Origin of the sequence: Geodermatophilus nigrescens, assembly GCF_900129495.1 — a bacterium.
GTDB lineage: Bacteria > Actinomycetota > Actinomycetes > Mycobacteriales > Geodermatophilaceae > Geodermatophilus > Geodermatophilus nigrescens.
Map to the genome: position 1 here is coordinate 554,400 of NZ_FQVX01000002.1, position 16,706 is coordinate 571,105.

17 protein-coding genes are annotated in these 16,706 nt (G+C 77.5%); 8 read left to right on the forward strand and 9 right to left on the reverse strand.

Annotated elements, in window-relative coordinates; all coding sequences use genetic code 11:
* The first annotated feature begins 1 nt into the window (after position 1).
* The 3 genes from BUE37_RS10235 (at position 2) to BUE37_RS10245 (ending at position 2,812) form a co-directional block, all read left to right on the forward strand.
* A complete protein-coding gene (locus BUE37_RS10235; RefSeq protein ID WP_073420089.1) occupies positions 2–859 on the forward strand; it encodes an ABC transporter permease subunit in 858 nt (285 codons plus the stop codon).
* A 124-nt stretch (positions 860–983) separates the two neighbouring features.
* Positions 984–1,778, forward strand: a complete 795-nt coding sequence (locus tag BUE37_RS10240) for an ABC transporter permease (protein ID WP_083628536.1) — start codon at positions 984–986, stop codon at positions 1,776–1,778.
* Positions 1,775–2,812: an ABC transporter ATP-binding protein gene (locus BUE37_RS10245; RefSeq protein WP_073420090.1), complete on the forward strand. Its 1,038-nt coding sequence runs from the start codon at positions 1,775–1,777 to the stop codon at positions 2,810–2,812. The genes BUE37_RS10240 and BUE37_RS10245 overlap by 4 nt, the downstream gene beginning before the upstream one ends.
* Here the strand turns inward: BUE37_RS10245 and BUE37_RS10250 are convergent.
* Positions 2,797–4,245 (reverse strand): radical SAM domain-containing protein, encoded by a 1,449-nt coding sequence (locus BUE37_RS10250; protein ID WP_073420091.1) that lies wholly within the window; start codon positions 4,243–4,245, stop codon positions 2,797–2,799. The two genes, BUE37_RS10245 and BUE37_RS10250, sit on opposite strands and share 16 nt — an antisense overlap.
* A 139-nt stretch (positions 4,246–4,384) precedes the next feature.
* Here BUE37_RS10250 and BUE37_RS10255 point away from each other — a divergent pair, with 139 nt between their 5' ends.
* A complete protein-coding gene (locus BUE37_RS10255; protein ID WP_217651202.1) occupies positions 4,385–4,960 on the forward strand; it encodes a vitamin K epoxide reductase family protein in 576 nt (191 codons plus the stop codon).
* Here BUE37_RS10255 and BUE37_RS10260 read toward each other — a convergent pair.
* The 4 genes from BUE37_RS10260 to BUE37_RS10275 are packed head-to-tail and all read right to left on the reverse strand — an operon-like array spanning position 4,957 to position 8,793.
* Entirely contained in the window at positions 4,957–5,820 is an 864-nt protein-coding gene (locus BUE37_RS10260) for an NAD(P)-dependent oxidoreductase (protein WP_073420092.1), read from the reverse strand. The two genes, BUE37_RS10255 and BUE37_RS10260, sit on opposite strands and share 4 nt — an antisense overlap.
* 39 nt (positions 5,821–5,859) lie before the next feature.
* Positions 5,860–7,392 (reverse strand): MFS transporter, encoded by a 1,533-nt coding sequence (locus tag BUE37_RS10265; RefSeq protein ID WP_073420093.1) that lies wholly within the window; start codon positions 7,390–7,392, stop codon positions 5,860–5,862.
* Between the two features lie 49 nt (positions 7,393–7,441).
* The gene (locus tag BUE37_RS10270; protein ID WP_073420094.1) at positions 7,442–7,930 is read right to left on the reverse strand and encodes a (2Fe-2S)-binding protein; all 489 of its coding nucleotides are present in this window, start codon (positions 7,928–7,930) and stop codon (positions 7,442–7,444) included.
* Entirely contained in the window at positions 7,930–8,793 is an 864-nt protein-coding gene (locus tag BUE37_RS10275; protein WP_073420095.1) for an FAD binding domain-containing protein, read from the reverse strand. Before BUE37_RS10275 ends, BUE37_RS10270 begins: the two co-directional genes overlap by 1 nt.
* 64 nt (positions 8,794–8,857) lie before the next feature.
* Here BUE37_RS10275 and BUE37_RS10280 point away from each other — a divergent pair, with 64 nt between their 5' ends.
* Entirely contained in the window at positions 8,858–11,113 is a 2,256-nt protein-coding gene (locus BUE37_RS10280) for a xanthine dehydrogenase family protein molybdopterin-binding subunit (RefSeq protein WP_073420096.1), read from the forward strand.
* A 6-nt stretch (positions 11,114–11,119) separates the two neighbouring features.
* Here BUE37_RS10280 and BUE37_RS10285 read toward each other — a convergent pair whose 3' ends face one another.
* Positions 11,120–11,527, reverse strand: coding sequence for a RidA family protein (locus BUE37_RS10285; protein WP_073420097.1), 408 nt, complete (start codon positions 11,525–11,527; stop codon positions 11,120–11,122).
* Between the two features lie 59 nt (positions 11,528–11,586).
* Here BUE37_RS10285 and BUE37_RS10290 point away from each other — a divergent pair, with 59 nt between their 5' ends.
* The 3 genes from BUE37_RS10290 to BUE37_RS10300 are packed head-to-tail and all read left to right on the forward strand — an operon-like array spanning position 11,587 to position 13,740.
* Entirely contained in the window at positions 11,587–12,198 is a 612-nt protein-coding gene (locus tag BUE37_RS10290) for a TetR/AcrR family transcriptional regulator (protein ID WP_073420098.1), read from the forward strand.
* Positions 12,199–12,253: 55 nt separating this feature from the next.
* Positions 12,254–13,195: a helix-turn-helix domain-containing protein gene (locus BUE37_RS10295; protein WP_073420099.1), complete on the forward strand. Its 942-nt coding sequence runs from the start codon at positions 12,254–12,256 to the stop codon at positions 13,193–13,195.
* Positions 13,192–13,740: a dihydrofolate reductase family protein gene (locus tag BUE37_RS10300; protein WP_073420100.1), complete on the forward strand. Its 549-nt coding sequence runs from the start codon at positions 13,192–13,194 to the stop codon at positions 13,738–13,740. Before BUE37_RS10295 ends, BUE37_RS10300 begins: the two co-directional genes overlap by 4 nt.
* A gap of 63 nt (positions 13,741–13,803) precedes the next feature.
* On the opposite strand, the gene BUE37_RS10305 is transcribed toward BUE37_RS10300, so the two are convergent.
* The 3 genes from BUE37_RS10305 to BUE37_RS10315 all read right to left on the reverse strand — a co-directional run bounded on the left by BUE37_RS10305 (position 13,804) and on the right by BUE37_RS10315 (position 16,679).
* Complete coding sequence (locus BUE37_RS10305; protein ID WP_073420101.1) at positions 13,804–14,403, reverse strand: YceI family protein; 600 nt, start codon at positions 14,401–14,403, stop codon at positions 13,804–13,806.
* A gap of 56 nt (positions 14,404–14,459) precedes the next feature.
* Entirely contained in the window at positions 14,460–15,269 is an 810-nt protein-coding gene (locus tag BUE37_RS10310) for an acyl-CoA thioesterase (protein WP_073420102.1), read from the reverse strand.
* 267 nt (positions 15,270–15,536) lie between these two features.
* Positions 15,537–16,679, reverse strand: coding sequence for a thiolase family protein (locus BUE37_RS10315; RefSeq protein WP_073420103.1), 1,143 nt, complete (start codon positions 16,677–16,679; stop codon positions 15,537–15,539).
* Positions 16,680–16,706: the final 27 nt, after the last annotated feature.

Here is a 16,706-nt window from a genome sequence, read left to right on the forward strand (position 1 = left end):
CGTGCCGGCGAGGGGCCCCCGTCGCGCGCTGCTCCTGCTGCTGCCGGCCGCGCTGCCCACGGCGGCCGTGCTCGGCGCCGCCCTGACCGTGGCGGTCCTGCAGAGCACCGGCCTGATGCCGGTGGTCGGCGAGCCGGACCCGACGACGGCGACCTACCGCGCGCTGGCCGGCGACCGGGCCCTGCTCGACGGGCTCCGGGTGTCCCTCGGCGTCGCGGCGGCGAGCACCGCGCTGGCCCTCGCCGTCGGCCTGGGCATGGCGCTGCTGGCCCGCACCACCCGGCTCGGCGGGCGGCTGCTGCGCGCGGCGGCCGCGGCGACCGTGCCGGTGCCGCACCTGGTCGGGGCGGCCGCCGTCGGGCTGCTGCTGGCCGACTCCGGGCTGGCCGCGCGGGCGCTGGGCGCGGAGTCGTTCCCCCCGCTGGTCGCCGGGCCGCTGTGGGTCGCGGTCGTCGCCGAGTACGCGTGGAAGGAGTCGGCGTTCGTCGCGCTCGTGGTGCTCGCCGCGCTGGCCGCCGGTGAGCGGGAGCTCGACGAGACCGCCGCGACCCTCGGCGCGGGGCCGTGGCAGCGGCTCCGCCGGGTCGCCCTGCCGATGGCCGCGCCGGCCGCCGTCGCCGCGGGCGGGGTCACCTTCGCGTACGTGCTCGGCTCCTACGACGTCGCCTGGCTGCTGGGCCGCAGCTACCCGGAGCCGCTGCCGGTGCTGGCCTACCGGCTGTGGACCGACGTCGACCTCGCCCGCCGCGAGCAGGCGCTGGCCGTCGCGGTGGTCACGACGGCGCTCGCGCTGGCCTGCCTGCTGGTCACCGCGGCGCTGCTGGCCCGCACCGCGCGCACCGCCCGGGCCGTCCGGTGACCCGATCCGGGAAGGGCCTTCGTAGCGCTCATGGCCCCTGGCGGTCCCGTGCCGAGGAGGGCCTTTGTAGCGCTCTTGGCCCCCCGGGGTCCCGCAGTGCCGGTCGTCGCCCGGGAGCAGCGCCGTGACCCGCGCGGCCCCGGCCTGGCGGCGCGCCGCCGTCGCCCCGCGGGTGGCCCTGGCCCTCGCCTGGCTGGCCGTGCCGCTCGTGCCGCTGCTGCTCTGGGCGGCCGCCGACCGGTGGCCCTTCCCGGCCGTGCTGCCGACCGACTGGGGGCTCACCGGCTGGCGGCAGGCGGCCGGCCAGGGCGCGGGCGGGGCGCTCGGCCGCTCGGTGCTCCTCGGGCTCGCCGTCGCCGCGCTGGCCACCCCGGCCGGCGCGATGGCCGGACGGGCACTGGCGCTGCACCGGGTGCCGGCCCGGCGGCTCGTGGAGGCGCTGCTGCTCGCGCCGGTGGCGGTGCCGCCGTTCGCCGTCGTCATGGGGCTGACCACGCTCACCCTGCGCGCCGGCGTGCCCGGCACGGTGGCCCTGGTGCTGGTGCTGTCGGTCTCGGCGCTGCCCTACACGGTGTTCGTCATGCGCTCGGCCTACGCCGGCTACGACGTCGGCTTCGAGGAGGAGGCCCGCACACTCGGCGCCGGCCCGCGGGCGGTGCTGCTGCGGGTGCACCTGCCGCTCGCGGCGCCCGCCCTGGCCACCGCCGCCTTCCTCGCCTTCCTCGTCGGCTGGAGCGACTACGTGGTCACGCTGGTGGTCGGCGGCGGGCAGCTGGTCACGCTGCCGATGCTCGTCGGGGCGCTGTCGTCGGCCACCGGCAACGACGCCGTCGTGGCCGCGGTGTCGCTCACCGCCGTCGTGCCGCCGCTGCTGCTCCTCGCGGCCACCGCGCTGCTCGCCCGGCGGGGCGCCCGGTGAGCACCGACCTGGTGCTCGACGGCCTGGTCCGCCGGTTCGGCGGCGCCGCGGTGCTCGACGGCGTCGACCTCACCGTCCCCGCCGGCGGGGTGGTGGCGCTGCTCGGGCCGTCGGGCACGGGCAAGAGCACGGTCCTGCGGCTGGTCGCGGGCCTGGACACCCCCGACGCCGGGCGGGTGAGGGCCGGCGGGCGGGACCTGACCGGGCTGGCGCCCGAGCGGCGCGGCACCGCGCTGGTCGGCCAGCGGCCACGGCTGTTCCCGCACCTGTCGGTCCTCGACAACGTCGCGTTCCCGCTGGCCGTGGCCGGGCGGCGGCGCCGGGCCGCGCGGGCGGAGGCCGCCGGGCACCTGGACCTCGTCGGGCTCGCCGACCTGGCCGGACGCCGCCCGGCGACGCTGTCGGGCGGGCAGGAGCAGCGGGTGGCGCTGGCCCGGGCGCTGGCCGCGGCTCCCGCGGTGCTGCTGCTCGACGAGCCGTTCAGCGCGCTCGACCCCGGCGTCCGCGAGGGGATGCACCGGCTGCTCGCCGACCTGCGCGGCGCGGTCTCCCCCACCGTCCTGCTGGTCACCCACGACCGGCAGGAGGCCGCCGCGGTCGCCGACACCGTCGCGGTGCTGCTCGACGGCCGCATCGCCCAGGCCGCGCCCGCGGGCGAGCTGCACACCCGCCCGGCGAGCCTCGCCGTCAGCCGGTTCCTCGGCGGCGTCAACGAGGTGCCCGGCGCGGTGGAGCGCGGCGCGCACGTGTCGGCGCTGGGCCGGCTCGCGCTGCCGTGCGCCTCCCCCGACGGCCCCGGCGTCCTGGTGGTGCGGCAGGAGGCGGTCGCGCTGACCGGGCCGGCGGACGGCGACGCCACCGGGACGGTCACCCGGGTGACGCCGCGCGGCGCCCGGTGGCGGGTCGAGGTCACCACGCCCGCCGGGCCGCTGTCCGCCGAGACGGGCCCCGGCCGCACGCCCGCCCCCGGCGACGCCGTCGGGCTGGTGCTGCCGCCCGACCAGCGCTGGGTGGTGCCTCAGGCCACCGGCTGACGCACCTCGACCAGCGGCAGGAGCTTGCGCAGCTCGCGGTTCTCGCCCGGGTCGAGCACCGAGTGCTGGACGCAGGCGGGCACGGTCCGGCCCTGCTCGGGGTGGGCCATGGCGTACACGCAGGCGCCCAGCCGCTCCTGCACCGCGCGGACGGCCGGGTCCTCGGCCACCTCGCCGCGCTCCATGAGCTCCCACGCCGGGGCGACCTCGGCGGCGTCCATGAAGGAGTGCATGACCACGGTGAACGGCCGGACCCGGCCGCGGGCGCGGACCAGCGCCCGGACGCCGCCCGAGCGGCGCAGCGCCCGCCGCAGCCAGCCGAGGGCGAGCGGCAGCACCCCGAGGTTGGCGGCGACGGCGCGCAGCAACCGGGGCACGAGCACCGACGGCGGGGTGTTGCTGACCTGCAGGCCGCCGAAGCGGGCGAGGAAGGCGTCGCGGACGGCGAGGTCGCGCGGGTCGGTGTCGTCCAGGACGGGGACGAACCGCTCGCCGACCAGCCAGCCCCACGCCGTCCGGTTGCACCGCGGGTCGCCCATCTGCAGCGCCCGCCACGGCAGCCGGGTGCCCATGCCGCGCTCCACCTCGGCCCACACGTCGTCGGAGGTGTGCTCGCGGAAGCCCTCCTTCCAGCGCCGCTGGTCCCCGACGAAGGCGGCGGGCTGGAAGCTGATCATGTCGTAGCCCAGGGGCGGGGTGGTGCGGGCGACCTCGGCGACCTGCCCGAGGTTGCTCGGCGTCACCGTCATGTTGTGCGCCAGGTAGGAGCGCACGCCGTGCTCGTCACGCAGCCGCCGGAACATCTCGACGAAGGCCCGGCGGAAGGGCAGGAGGTCGGCCTCGCTGCGCGGCCGCGGCAGCCCGCGCCGCCCGCGCATCAGCGAGTCCATGTGCGCGGCGAAGGAGACCCGCCGCAGCCGCGGCCGCCCGTCCGGCCCGAGCACCAGCCGGCGCAGGTAGTCCTCGGAGAAGTCGCCGTGGGTCATGCTCATCGGCTCGCGGCCGTGCCGGCGCATGGCCAGCAGCGTCTCGGCGTGGGCGTCGGGGTCGAGCAGGCTCACCTCGCCGCCGATCAGCTGGGCGTGGCCGTGCGGGCCGCGCAGCTCCTCGAGCAGCGCCATCTGCGCCTCGACCTGGGCGACGGTGTGGCCGCCGTCGACGCGCACCTTGTTCGCGTCGGCCGAGTGGTAGCAGGGCGTGCAGGTGAAGTCGCACTTCGGGAAGACGCCGTGGGTGCCCTCGCAGCCGACGGCGTGGCGGCCGACGAGCTGGGCGGGCGTGCGGGCGGACTCCGGCAGCTCCGCCCAGCGCCGGGCCAGCGCCGCGGCCTTGAGCCGGGGCACCGGCCGGGTCGCCTCCCGGGCGCCGCGGACCCACGCCCGCACCCGTGCCGCCGTCGCAGTCGCCGTCGCCGTGCTGCTGCTGCGGGTCATCCGCGCTCGCCTCCCCGTGGGCCGCGTCCCGGCCCGCGCCCGCGACTATCCCCGGGATCGGGCCGACGTGCAGCGCGCGGCCGGGTTGGCCCCCGCCGGTCCGCGGTATCCCGAGAGGGCCCGATCCGAGGAGGACCACGTGACCCGATCCCCGCTGCGCTCCCGTCCCGCCGGGCCGCCGGCCGCCGCGAGCGGCGGCTCGGGCGGCATCGGCCGCCGCTCCAGCGCCGCCGCCGAGGCCGTCAGCGACGACCTGCGCCGCCGGGACTCCCCGCTGCTGACCCGCCGGCGCCGGGTCGCCGGGCTGGCGCTCGGCGCGATCGCCTCGTTCGTGCCGGTCGCGGCCTACCAGGCGGGCCTGCTGCGGCACCTGCCCGACCCGCCGCTGCCGTTCCTCGACTCCGACCGGGTGGACGCCTCCGGCGAGGCCTACCGGCTGGGCCTGGTGCCCGACTCCGCGCTCGGCATCGCCAGTTACGCCGCCACGCTGGCGCTGGCCACCGCGGGCCGGGACGGCCGCCCGCCGTGGCTGGCGCTGGCCACCGCCGCCAAGGTCGCCGCCGACGCGGCCGGCGCCCTGCTGCTGACCGCCGAGCAGGTCACCCGGCACCGGCGGGTGTGCACCTACTGCACCGCCGCCTCGGCGCTGACGCTGGCGATGGTGCCGCAGGTGCTCCCGGAGGCCCGGGCCGCCTGGCGGGCGCTGCGCGGCTAGCCGGCCTCGAGGCCGCGGACCAGCGCGGCCATGTCCACGGCGCCCGGGTCCTCGATGCGGCCGGCGGCCGCCTCCATCGTCTCGAGCACCGCGGCGGTGAGCCGGTCGTCGACGCCGGAGTCGCGCAGCGCGGTGCGGATGAGCCGGGCGTCCTTGGCCGCGCCGGTCAGGCCGAAGCTCGGCGGGAAGTCGCCGTCGACCATCAGCCCGCCCTTGAGGTGGGCGTAGGGCGAGTCGACCGGGCCGCCGTCGATGGCGTCGAGGAAACGCCGCGGGTCCAGGCCGAGCGCGCGGGTGAGCGCAACGGCCTGCGCGGTGCCGGCGGTGAGCATGAACAGCCACGAGTTGCAGGCCATCTTGAGCCGGCTGCCCTGCCCGGCCTCGCCGAGCCACAGGGTCCTCGAGCCGAGCGCGTCGAGCACGGGCGCGAGCGGCCCGCGGGCCTCCTCCGGGCCGGAGGCCAGCATCGTGAGCGCGCCCTCCGCCGCCGGTCGCCGGGTGCCGAGCACCGGGCAGTCGACGAGCACGAGGTCCAGCTCGCGGGCGGCCGCGACGGTGCGGTCGGCGCCCTCGACGCCGACCGTGGAGCACTGCAGCCAGGTGGTGCCGGCGGCCGGCGCGGCCTGCCGGACGACGTCGAGCACCGCGTCGGCGTCGAGCAGCATGGTGAGCACGACGTCGGCGCCCTCGGCGGCCTCGCGCGGTGACCCGAGGGCCTCCGCGCCGGTGCCGGTGAGCGCCCGCGCCTTCGCCGCGTCGCGGTTCCACATCCGCACGGGCAGGCCGGCCCGCCGCAGCGAGCCCACCATCCCCGCGCCCATCGTGCCGGTGCCGAGCACGGCCACCGTCGGTCCGGTCATGCGGGTCTCCTCGATCTCACGCGGGTCGGTCTCGTGCGGTCAGTGGTGGGCGGCGTGGCCGTGGCTGTGCACGCCGTCGGGGCCGTGCCGCTCGTCGGGCTGCTCCGCGGCAGCGGCGGCGTCCTCCGCCCGCGACCGCCGCAGGTCGACGACGCCGAGCACGAGCGCGGCGCCGGCGCCGAGCACCGACACCGCCAGCCCCGCGGCGGCCGCCGCTGGGTGGTCGCCGGTGGCCGACAGCACCAGGTAGAAGAGCCCGGGCAGCGCCGCGGTGCCGATCGCGGCGCCGAAGCGCTGCGCGGTCTGCAGCCCGCCACCCGCCGAGCCGGCCATCGACACCGGCACGTCGCGCAGGGTCATCGTGATGTTGGGCGAGATGACGAACCCGCCACCGATGCCGCCCAGCAGCAGCGCCGGCGCGACCGCCCAGCCGGCCGCCGACGGCGGGACGACCAGCAGCACGACCGCGGCCGCCGCCAGGCCCACCATGACGACGGCCAGCCCGATCACGGTGAGCCGGCGCCCGTACTGCTCGACCAGGCGCCCGGCGACCACGGCCGACGACGCCGAGCCGATGGCGAACGGGGTGACCGCCAGGCCGGACTGCAGCGGCGTGTAGCCCAGGCCGGTCTGGAAGAACAGCGCGAAGACCAGCCAGATGCCGCTGAACCCGACGAAGTACACGGTGCCCAGCGCCGCGCCGATGCCGTAGCCGCGGGTCTGCGTGACCAGCCGCGGGTCGAACACCGGCTGCCCGTCGCGGGCGACCACCCGCCGCTCCCACGCCACGAACAGCGCCAGCAGCAGCGCGCCGACGGGGAACAGCCACCACAGCCGTGACAGCCCGCCGGACTCGGCCTGCACCAGCGGGAACAGCACCGCGAGCGCCCCGGCGCCGAGCAGGGCGACGCCGACGCCGTCGATGTGCCCGCGCCCGCCGCTGCCGCCGCGCGGGAGCAGCCGCAGCGCCAGGGCGAAGGCGACGACGCCGATCGGCACGTTGACGTAGAACAGCCACCGCCAGCCGTCGGGGCCGGACGCGAGGCCGAGGATCGCGCCGCCGGCGATGGGCCCGACGGCGGTCGAGATGCCGACCGTGGCGCCGAACAGGCCGAACGCCCGCCCGCGCTCGGGCCCGCGGAACAGCTGCTGGATGAGCGCGGAGTTCTGCGGCGCGAGGCAGCCCGCGGCCAGGCCCTGCACCAGCCGGGCGGCGATCAGCCAGCCCACCGACGGCGCCGCGCCCGCGGCCGCGCTGGAGAGCACGAACCCGGCGAGGCCGACGAGGAACAGCCGGCGCCGGCCGAGAGCGTCGCCGAGCCGGCCCGCGGGCACGAGCACCAGGCCGAAGGTGAGCGCGTAGCCCGAGACCACCCACTGCACGGTCGCCGGCGTCGCGCCGAGGTCGGTCTGCAGCGAGGGCAGGGCCACCGACACGATGCTGACGTCGAGCAGGGTCATGAAGCCGACGACGAGCGTCACCGACAGCGCCGACCAGCGCTTCGGGTCGGGGCGGAACTCGTCGCCGGGGGCGGCGCCGGGGGGCGCGTCGGTCTGGGCTCGGGGTGGCACGGGGGTCCTTCCGGGGTGGTGCGGGTGCGGGTGGCGGGATCGGCGGGTGTCAGTCGGCCGCGGGCGGCTCGCCGCGGCCGGCCCGGGCCGCGCGCACGACGGCGCGGCGGATGCCGACGTAGCCGGTGCAGCGGCAGAGGTTCGAGGCCAGCAGCTCGGTCAGCTTCTGCTCGTCGCGGTCGAGGAAGGGGTCGTCGTCGAGGGCCTGCTGCAGCAGGGTGAGGAAGCCCGGCGTGCAGAAGCCGCACTGCAGCCCGTGCTCGGCGGAGAACGCCTCCTGCAGCGGGGAGAGCCGGTCGCCGTCGGCCAGCCCCTCCACGGTGCGCACCTCGGACCCCTCGCACTGCAGCGCGAGCACGAGGCAGGAGCGCACCGCCTCGCCGTCGACCGAGACGGTGCACGAGCCGCACACCCCGTGCTCGCAGGCGAGGTTGGTGCCGGTGAGGCCGAGGCCGTCGCGCAGGGCGTCGGCGAGGGAGTCGCGGGCCTCGACGGCGACCCGCCGCGGCTGCCCGTTCACGGTCATCCGCACGTCCATCAGGCCGCCTCCCCCAGCGCCTCGGTGAGCGCCCGCGCGGTGAGCACGCCGAGCGCGTGCCGCCGGTACTCCGCCGAGCAGTGCGGCTCGGACGCCGGGTCTGCCGCGGCGGCCGCGGCGTCGGCGGCCGCGCGCACCGCATCCGGGGACCCGTCGCTGCCGACCAGGGCCGCCTCGGCCTCCGCCGCGCGCACGGGGACGCCGGCGGCGTTGGCCAGGCCGATGCGGGCCCGGGTCACCCGGCCGGCCGCGACGTGCACGGCGCAGCCGGCGGCGGCCAGCGCGAAGCTGCCGGAGGTGCGGCGCAGCTCGGCGAACCCGACGCCGGCACCCGCGCCGAGCAGCGGCAGCGTCACCGCGGTGAGCACCTCGTCCGGGGCGCGCTGCGTGCGGTGCGGCCCGCGGAACCAGTCTTCGGCGGCGACCTCCCGCTCCCCCGCCGGTCCGCGCACGGTCATCCGCGCGTCCAGCGCCCGGGCCAGCGCGCACCACTCGGCGGCCGGGTGCGCCCAGGCCAGCGACCCGGCGAAGGTGCCCCGGGCCCGGATCGGCGGGTGCGCCACGTAGGCGGCCGCGCGGCGCAGCAGCCGCGCGAGCGGGTCGTCGAGCTCCAGCCGCTCGACGGCGGCGTGCCGGACCAGCGCGCCCAGGCGCAGCTCGCCGTCGGCCACGGCCAGGCCGGCGAGGTCCGCCGCCCCCGCGAGGTCGACCAGGACGCCGCGGCGCACGTCGCCGTAGCGCAGCTCCAGCAGCAGGCTCTGCCCGCCGGCGAGCACCGCCGCGTCGTCGCCCGACTCGGCCAGCAGCGCGACCGCCTCGTCGGCGGAGCCGGCCCGGCGGTAGCTGATCGGCGGGAGCTTCACGGCTTCCCCGGCCGGCGATCGGGTAGGTGCACCAGGCAACAGTGCCCACGGAAGGGGTCGGGTCATGCGCCGTCTCGGCGATCCGCTGCCGCGCCGGGAGGACGCCGACCTCCTGACCGGTCGCGCCCGCACCGTCGCCGACCTGACCGCCGCGGACGTCGGCGCCCCGGTCCTGGAGCTCGCGTTCGTCCGGAGCCCGGTGGCGCACGGGCGGCTGCGCGGCGCCGACGTGACCGCCGCGCGGGAGGTGCCCGGCGTCGCCGGCGCCTGGGCCGCCGCCGACCTGCCCGGCCTGCCGCCCACCCCGGTGCCGCCGGCCGGCCGGGGCGCGCTGGCCGGCCGGGACTGGGCCGCGCTGGCCGCCGACCGGGTGCGCTTCGTCGGCCAGCCGGTGGCCGTGGTCGCCGCCGACAGCCGGGCGCACGCCGAGGACGGCGCCCGCCGGGTCGTCCTCGACGTCGAGGAGCTGCCCCCGGTGCTCGGCGTCCGCGCGGCGCTGGCCGACGACGCCCCGCGGCTCTGGGACGGCCGCGACAACGTGGCGCAGGTGCACACCTCCGACGAGACGCCCGACGACCTCGCGGACGCGTTCGCCGGCGCGCCGGTCGTCGTCGAGGGCCGGTTCCGCCAGCCCCGGCTGCTGCCCACCTCGCTGGAGGGCCGCGCGGTGCTGGCCCGCCCCGACGACGGCGGCGGGGTGACCGTGTGGGTGTCCCACCAGGCGCCGCACAGCCTGCGCGGGGCGCTGGCCGAGGCGTTCGCGCTCGACCCGCGGCAGGTGCGGGTGGTCGTGCCGGCCACCGGCGGCGCGTTCGGCGCGAAGAGCCAGGGCTATCCCGAGTACGTCGTCGCGGTGGCGCTCGCCCGGCTGACCGGGCGGCCGGTGCGCTGGTCGGAGGACCGCATCGAGGCGATGACAGCGGCCACCCGCGGGCGCGGCCAGGACCAGGTCACGCGCATGGCCGCCGACGCCGACGGCCGGATCCTCGCCTACTCGCTCGACGTGCTCGCCGACCTCGGCGCCTATCCGCACACCGGTGCCCAGGTGCCGTCCTTCACCGTCGGCATGGCCACCGGCGCGTACCGGACGCCGCGGGTGGGCGCGCGGGCCACCTGCGTGCTCACCACGACGCCGCCCAGCTCCTCCTACCGCGGCGCCGGGCGCCCGGAGGCGGCCTACGCGGTGGAGCGGACGGTGGACCTGCTGGCCCGCCGGCTCGGGATGGACCCCGCCGAGCTCCGCCGGCGCAACCTCCTCCGCCCCGACGAGCTCCCGTACGAGACGCCGACCGGCCGCATGTACGACTCCGGCGACTACGGCGCGGCGCTGGAGAGACTGCTCGCGGAGGTGGGGTACGACGACGTCCGCGCCGAGCAGGCCCGCCGCCGCGCGGACGGCGGGCGGCCGCTGGGCATCGGGCTGGCCACCTACGTCGAGCGGTCCGGGGCGGCGCCGCACAGCCCCGAGTACGGCGCGGTCGAGGCCTGCCCGGACGGCACCGTGGTGGCGCGCACCGGCTCGCAGTCGACGGGGCAGGGCCACCTCACCGCGTTCGCGCAGGTGGTCGCGGCGGCGCTGGACGTCGACCTCGACGCCGTCCGGGTCGTGCAGGGCGACACCGCCGAGGTGCCCGACGGGTTCGGCAGCTTCGGCAGCCGGTCGATGCAGGTCGGTGGCGGCGCGCTGTGGCTCGCCGCGCAGCGGCTGGTGCAGGAGGCCCGCCGCCGGTTCGCCGTGCACCGCGGCACCGCCGACGACGCCGTCTCCTACGCCGCCGGGGTCCTGTCGGCGCCCGGCGCGCAGCCGATGACGCTGGCCGAGGTCGCGGCGGCCACCGGCCCGCTCACCGGCGAGGAGTCCTTCACCCCGCCGCAGGCCTTCCCCTACGGTGCCTACGCCGCGGTGGTGGAGGTCGACCCCGACCTCGGCGTCGTCGACGTGCAGCGGCTGGTCGCCGTCGACGACTACGGCGTGGTGGTCAACCCGCTGCTCGTCGACGGGCAGGGCTACGGCTCGGTCACCCAGGGGCTCGGGCAGGCGCTCACCGAGGAGGCGGTCACCGCGCCCGACGGCCGCCCGGCGGCCACCTCGCTGCTCGACCACCTGCTGCCCACCGCCGCCGACGTGCCGCCGGTTCAGCTGGAGGAGACCGCGGTGCCCAACCCGAACCAGCCGTTCGGCGCGAAGGGCGCCGGCGAGGCGGGGTGCATCGGGGTGCCGCCGGCGGTGGTCAACGCCGTCTGCGACGCCCTCGACGTCGACTCGGTGGACATGCCACTGACCCCGGAGACCGTCTGGCGGGCGCTCCGGGGCCGGTGACGGCGGTCAGTCGAGCACGGCGGTGGCGTCGACCTCGATGAGCAGGTCCGGCTCGGCCAGCGCGGCCACCGGGATGAGGGTGACCGGCCGGGTCAGGTCGCGGCCGAGCCGGGCCGACGCCCGGGCCACGCCCTCGCCGAGCGCGGCCAGCTTGTCGGGGCTCCAGTCGACGACGTACAGGACGAGCTTGGCGACGTCGTCGACCGTGCCGCCGGCGGCGTCCAGCGCGGTGGCCACGTTGAGGAACGCCTGCTCGGTCTGCGCCGCGAGGTCGCCGGCGCCGACCGGCTCCCCCTCGGCGGTGCGGGCGACCTGGCCGGCCAGGTAGACGGTGCGGCTGCCGGTGGCCACGGCCATCTGCCGGTAGACGCCGGGGACGGGCAGGCCGGGCGGGTCGATCAGCTGGACGGTCACGGTTCCTCCTCGGGAGTGGCGGGGGCCGTAACATAGCAGCGCTATGCTACGGTGCGCCAGTGCCCCGACGAGCCGATCCCGCACTCCGGTCCCTGCTGGTCGAGCGGGCGGCGCGGATGCTCGCCGCCCGGGAGCCGGTGACGCTGCGCGCACTGGTCGAGGGAACGGGCGCCTCGACCATGGCCGTCTACACGCACTTCGGCGGGATGCCGGGGCTGTGGAGCGCGGTGCGGCAGGAGGGCTTCACCCGGCTCGCCGCCCGGCTGGCCGCCGTCCCCCGCACCGGCGACCCGGTGCACGACGTGGCGGCCCACGGCGTCGCCTACGCCCGCAACGCGCTGGAGGCCCCGGAGCTGTACCGCGCTATGTTCGACGCCCGCGCCGACCTGGCCGACGCCGAGGCCGCCGACGCCACCTTCCAGCGGCTGGTCGACGCCGTCGCCCGCGCCCGCGACGAGGGCCGGCTCGACCCCGGCACCGACCCCCTGGCGCTGGCCACCCGCTCCTGGGCGGCCGGGCACGGGCTGGTCTCCCTCGTGGTGCAGGGCGTGCTGCCGGCCGCGGTCCTCGCACCGCAGGCGTCCGCCACCACCGTCGCGCTGCTGACGGCGGCGGGCGACGACCCGGACCGCTGCCGCGCCTCCGTGGAGCGCGCCTGGGCGGCCGGCTGAGACGGCGCAAGATCGGTCGGGCGCGGGAGGCCCCCGGCTCGCCAGACTCGTCGTCGTGACCCCGCCCGGACGCGACCGCCTGCGCGAACTGCTCGACGCCGTCCTCGACGAGGACAACCGCTCGCTCGCCGACATGGCCGGCGACGCCTACGCCTCCCCGTTCCACTTCAGCCGCCAGGTGTCCGGCGGGGCCGGCGAGTCGCCGGTCGCGCTGCGCCGGCGGGTGGTCCTCGAGCGCGCGGCCTGGCAGCTGCGGCACGGCGCGAGCGTCACCGACGCCGCCTTCGCCGCCGGCTACGAGTCGGTCGAGGGGTTCAGCCGCGCCTTCGCCCGCGCCTACGGGTCCCCGCCGAGCGCCGTGACCGGGGCCGGGGACGGGGCCGGTGGGGCGGCCGGCGGGCGCGACGCGCACTGGCTGCCGGCGCCCAACGGCCTGCACTTCCACCCGCCGGCGTCGCTGTGGGTGTCCGACGAGCCGGTGCGCCGCGGCGACGAGGTGACCGCGCTGCTGGTGCACCACGGCGTCGAGGACACCCGGTCCCTGCTGGAGCTGGCGAAGGGCCTGCCGGACGAGGATTACCGGCGGGTGCGCGCGCCCGGCGCCGAGGTGCTGCCCTGGGACGGGCCGGAGGAGACGCTGGCCGCGGTCCTCGACCACGAGGTGTGGACGCTGGAGGTCTGGGTCGCCTCCATCGAGGGCCGCGACACCCCGGCCCGCGGTGGCGACGACGTCGCCACCCTGCTCGACCGGCACGCCGCCGTCGCGCCCCGGTGGCTCGCGGCCGTGCGCGACGTCGCCCGGCGCGGCGCCTGGAACGACCGGCTCGTCGACGCGCTCTGCGACCCGCCGGAGAGCTTCGTGCTCGCCGGCGTCGTGGCGCACGTCCTCACCTACTCCGCGCACCGCCGCCTGCTGGCGCGGACCTGGCTGCGCGCGGCCGGTGTCGCCGTCGACACTGGCGACCCCCTCGACTGGCTGACCCGGAGGAACCGATGACCCGCACCGTCTACTACACCGCCACCACGCTCGACGGCTTCATCGCGAGCGCCGAGCACTCGCTGGACTGGCTGCTCACCCGCGAGGCCGACCACGAGGGCGCCCTGGGCTACAAGGCGTTCGAGAAGACCGTCGGCTCGCTGGTGATGGGCGCCTCGACCTACGAGTGGGTGCAGCGGCAGGGCGAGGACTGGGCCTACGACCAGCCCGCGTGGGTGCTCACCCACCGGCAGCTGACGCCCTACGGGGGCCGCGACATCCGGTTCACCGCCGCCGACACCGACGGGGAGCTGCGCGCGCTGCACGCCGAGATGGTCGCCGCGGCCGGCGACCTCGACGTGTGGATCGTCGGCGGCGGGCCGGTGGCCGCGCGGTTCGCGGAGGCGGGGCTGCTCGACGAGGTGGTCGTGTCGATCGCGCCGGTCACGCTGGGGGCGGGCATGCCGCTGCTGCCGGCGCACGTCGAGCTGGTCACCCGCGAGGTGGCGCAGAACGGCGAGTTCGCCGTCGTGCGGTACGACGTCGTGCGGCCCGACCGGGACTGACCGGCGACCGGGCCCTGCCGGAGGCCCCGCCGTGCCCCCCGCTGCCGGGCAGCGGGCCGCCGCTCAGGCGGAGCGGATCACCGAGACGTCGAACTCGATCTGGATCCGGTCGCTGACCAGCACGCCGCCGGTGTCGAGCGGCGTGTTCCAGGTCAGGCCCCAGTCGCTGCGCTTGATCGCCAGTGCGCCCTCGAAGCCGACCCGGGTGTTGCCGAACGGGTCCTTCGCCGAGCCGGTCAGCGCGAACTCCACCGTGACCGGGCGGGTCACGTCGCGGATGGTCAGGTCGCCGGTGACCTCGTAGACCTCGTCGTCGAGCTGCTCGACCTCGGTGGAGGCGAACAGGATCTCCGGCCACCGCTCGACGTCGAGGAAGTCCGGCGAGCGTAGGTGTGCGTCGCGGTCGGCCTGGCCGGTGTCGATGCTCGCCGTCCGGATGCGGATGGCCACCGAGCTCGCGCCGGGCTTGGCGACGTCGAGGTGCGCCTCCCCGGCGAAGTCGGTGAACGACCCCCGGACCGTCGTCACCATCGCGTGCCGGGCACGGATGCCGATGCGGGTGTGCGCGACGTCGATGACGTAGTCACCCGAGACGTCGGCCAGCGCGGCCGTGGCCGCGTCGAAGTCGGTGGGGCCACCATCGGGTGCCCGGTGCTTCGCCACGTCAGATCCCTCCCCCTCGCTGGCTGACCATCCTCGCAGGTGTCCCGGCGGAACGGTCAGCGGCCGGGACGGAACGGGTTGCGGCCCGGCCGGAACAGCGTCTCCTGCGTCAGGCTCGCGGCCAGCACCCCGTCGGCGGTGGTCACCGCACCGGTGTACCAGCCGCGGCCGCCGGCCACCGTGTGCGGGACCAGGTCCATGAGCACCCACTCGTCGAGCCGGGCCGGGCGGTGGAACCAGACGGCGTGGTCCAGCGTCGGCCCGGGCGCCGCCTCGTCCTCCGGCAGCGCCGACAGGCCGGTGCCGATGTCGGAGAGGTAGAGCAGCGCGCAGGCGTGCAGCAGCGGGTCGTCGGGCAGCGGCACGGTGGCGCGGGCCCAGAAGCGGGTGGGCCACGAGGCGTCCGGATAGGGCTGCGAGGGGCGGCGGCCCTCGAAGGAGAACAGCCGCGGCAGCTGCACCGGCTCGGCGTCGGCGGGGTCCTCGGCGGCGGGCGCGGCGGCCACCTGCAGGTCGGGTCCGGCGGTGGGCGCCTGGAACGACGCCGACATCGACAGCACCACCTCGCCGCCCTGCACCGCCACCACCCGGCGGGCGGAGAACGAGCCGCCGTCGCGGTCGCGGTCGACGTGGAAGACCGCCGGCCGCGCGGCGTCGCCGCTGCGCAGGAAGTAGCCGTGCAGCGAGTGCGGCAGCCGGTCGGGGGCCACCGTGCGGCCGGCCGCGAGCAGCGCCTGCGCCGCGACCTGGCCGCCGTAGAGCGGGAACGGGTCGGCGAACAGCAGGGTGCTGCGGTAGAGGTCGCGGTCCAGTTCCTCGAGCGTCAGCACGTCGAGCAGCGTGGGGTCCCCGGCGTCGGCGCTCACGGCCGCCGAACGTAACCGGGCCCGGGGCCGCCGCTGCAGGCGACCCCGGGCCGCGGCTCGTGCGGGGGGGCTCCTGGGGTCAATCCCGCGCTCCCGGGGTCCTGCAGGGCCCTCGGGGACCGGGGAACACCCCAGGAGCGAGGCAGTGCCGGTGTTCCTCGTGCACCGACGGCGCTGCAGGGCCGGCAGTGCACGAGGAACCCCGGCGATCCGCCCGGGCGCCGTGGCGGGTCCGCCCTCCGCGCGCGGAAGGCGGACCCGGCGGGGTCAGAGCAGCTCGAGGATGGTGGCGTTGGCCTGGCCGCCGCCCTCGCACATCGTCTGCAGGCCGTAGCGGATGCCGTTGTCGCGCATGTGGTGCACGAGCGTCGTCATGATCCGCGCGCCGGAACCGCCGAGCGGGTGGCCGAGGGCGATGGCGCCGCCGTTGGGGTTGAGCGCCTTGGTGTCGGCGCCCATCTCCGCGAGCCAGGCCAGCGGCACCGGCGCGAAGGCCTCGTTGACCTCGAACGCGCCGATCTCGTCGATCGACAGCCCCGACTTCGCCAGCGCCTTCTGGGTGGCCGGGATCGGCGCGGTCAGCATGATCACCGGGTCGGCGCCGGCCAGCACGGCGGTGTGCACACGCGCGATCGGGGTCAGCCCCAGCTCGCGGGCCTTCTCCGACGTCGTCATGAGCAGCGCCGCGGAGCCGTCGGAGATCTGCGAGGAGTTGCCGGCGGTGATGACGCCGTCCTCGCTGAAGGCCAGCTTGAGCGAGCCGAGCTTCTCCACCGTGGACTCGCGGATGCCCTCGTCCTGGCTCACGACCGTGCCGTCGGGCGTGGTGACCGGGGCGATCTGGGCGTCGAAGCGGCCCTCGGCGCGGGCGGCGGCGGCCTTCTCGTGGCTGGCGACGGAGAACTCGTCGCACTGCTGCCGCGACAGGCCCCAGCGCCGCGCGATCTCCTCCGCGCCCAGGCCCTGGTTGATCTTCGCGCCGCCGTAGCGCTCGGCGAAGCGGCTGCCGAACGGGTTGGCGTCCTGCCGGGCGCTGCCCATCGGCACCCGCGACATCGACTCGACCCCGCCGGCCACGACGACGTCGTACTGGCCCGAGACCAGGCCCGCGGCGGCGAAGTGCACCGACTGCTGCGAGGAGCCGCACTGCCGGTCGACGGTCACGCCCGTCACGGTCTCCGGCCAGCCCGCGGCGAGCACGGCGGTGCGGGCGATGTCGAAGGTCTGCTCGCCCACCTGGGAGACGCAGCCCCAGATGACGTCGTCGACCTGCGCCGGGTCCAGGCCCGCCCGCTCGACCAGCGACGTCAGCACGTGCGCCGACAGGTCGACCGGGTGCACCCCGGACAGGCCGCCGTTGCGCTTGCCCACCGGCGCGCGCACCGCCTCCACGATCACCGCGTCACGCATCGTTGCTCCCCTCGACTGGTGTGGTGC

What these genes read in the sequence shown, in the direction of transcription:
- BUE37_RS10250 (WP_073420091.1), bottom strand. Translation starts at nt 4,245, where the DNA reads ATGACCCGCAGCAGCAGCACGGCGACGGCGACTGCGACGGCGGCACGG.
- BUE37_RS10260 (WP_073420092.1), bottom strand. Translation starts at nt 5,820, where the DNA reads ATGACCGGACCGACGGTGGCCGTGCTCGGCACCGGCACGATGGGCGCG.
- BUE37_RS10270 (WP_073420094.1), bottom strand. Translation starts at nt 7,930, where the DNA reads ATGGACGTGCGGATGACCGTGAACGGGCAGCCGCGGCGGGTCGCCGTC.
- BUE37_RS10280 (WP_073420096.1), top strand. Translation starts at nt 8,858, where the DNA reads ATGCGCCGTCTCGGCGATCCGCTGCCGCGCCGGGAGGACGCCGACCTC.
- BUE37_RS10300 (WP_073420100.1), top strand. Translation starts at nt 13,192, where the DNA reads ATGACCCGCACCGTCTACTACACCGCCACCACGCTCGACGGCTTCATC.
- BUE37_RS10315 (WP_073420103.1), bottom strand. Translation starts at nt 16,679, where the DNA reads ATGCGTGACGCGGTGATCGTGGAGGCGGTGCGCGCGCCGGTGGGCAAG.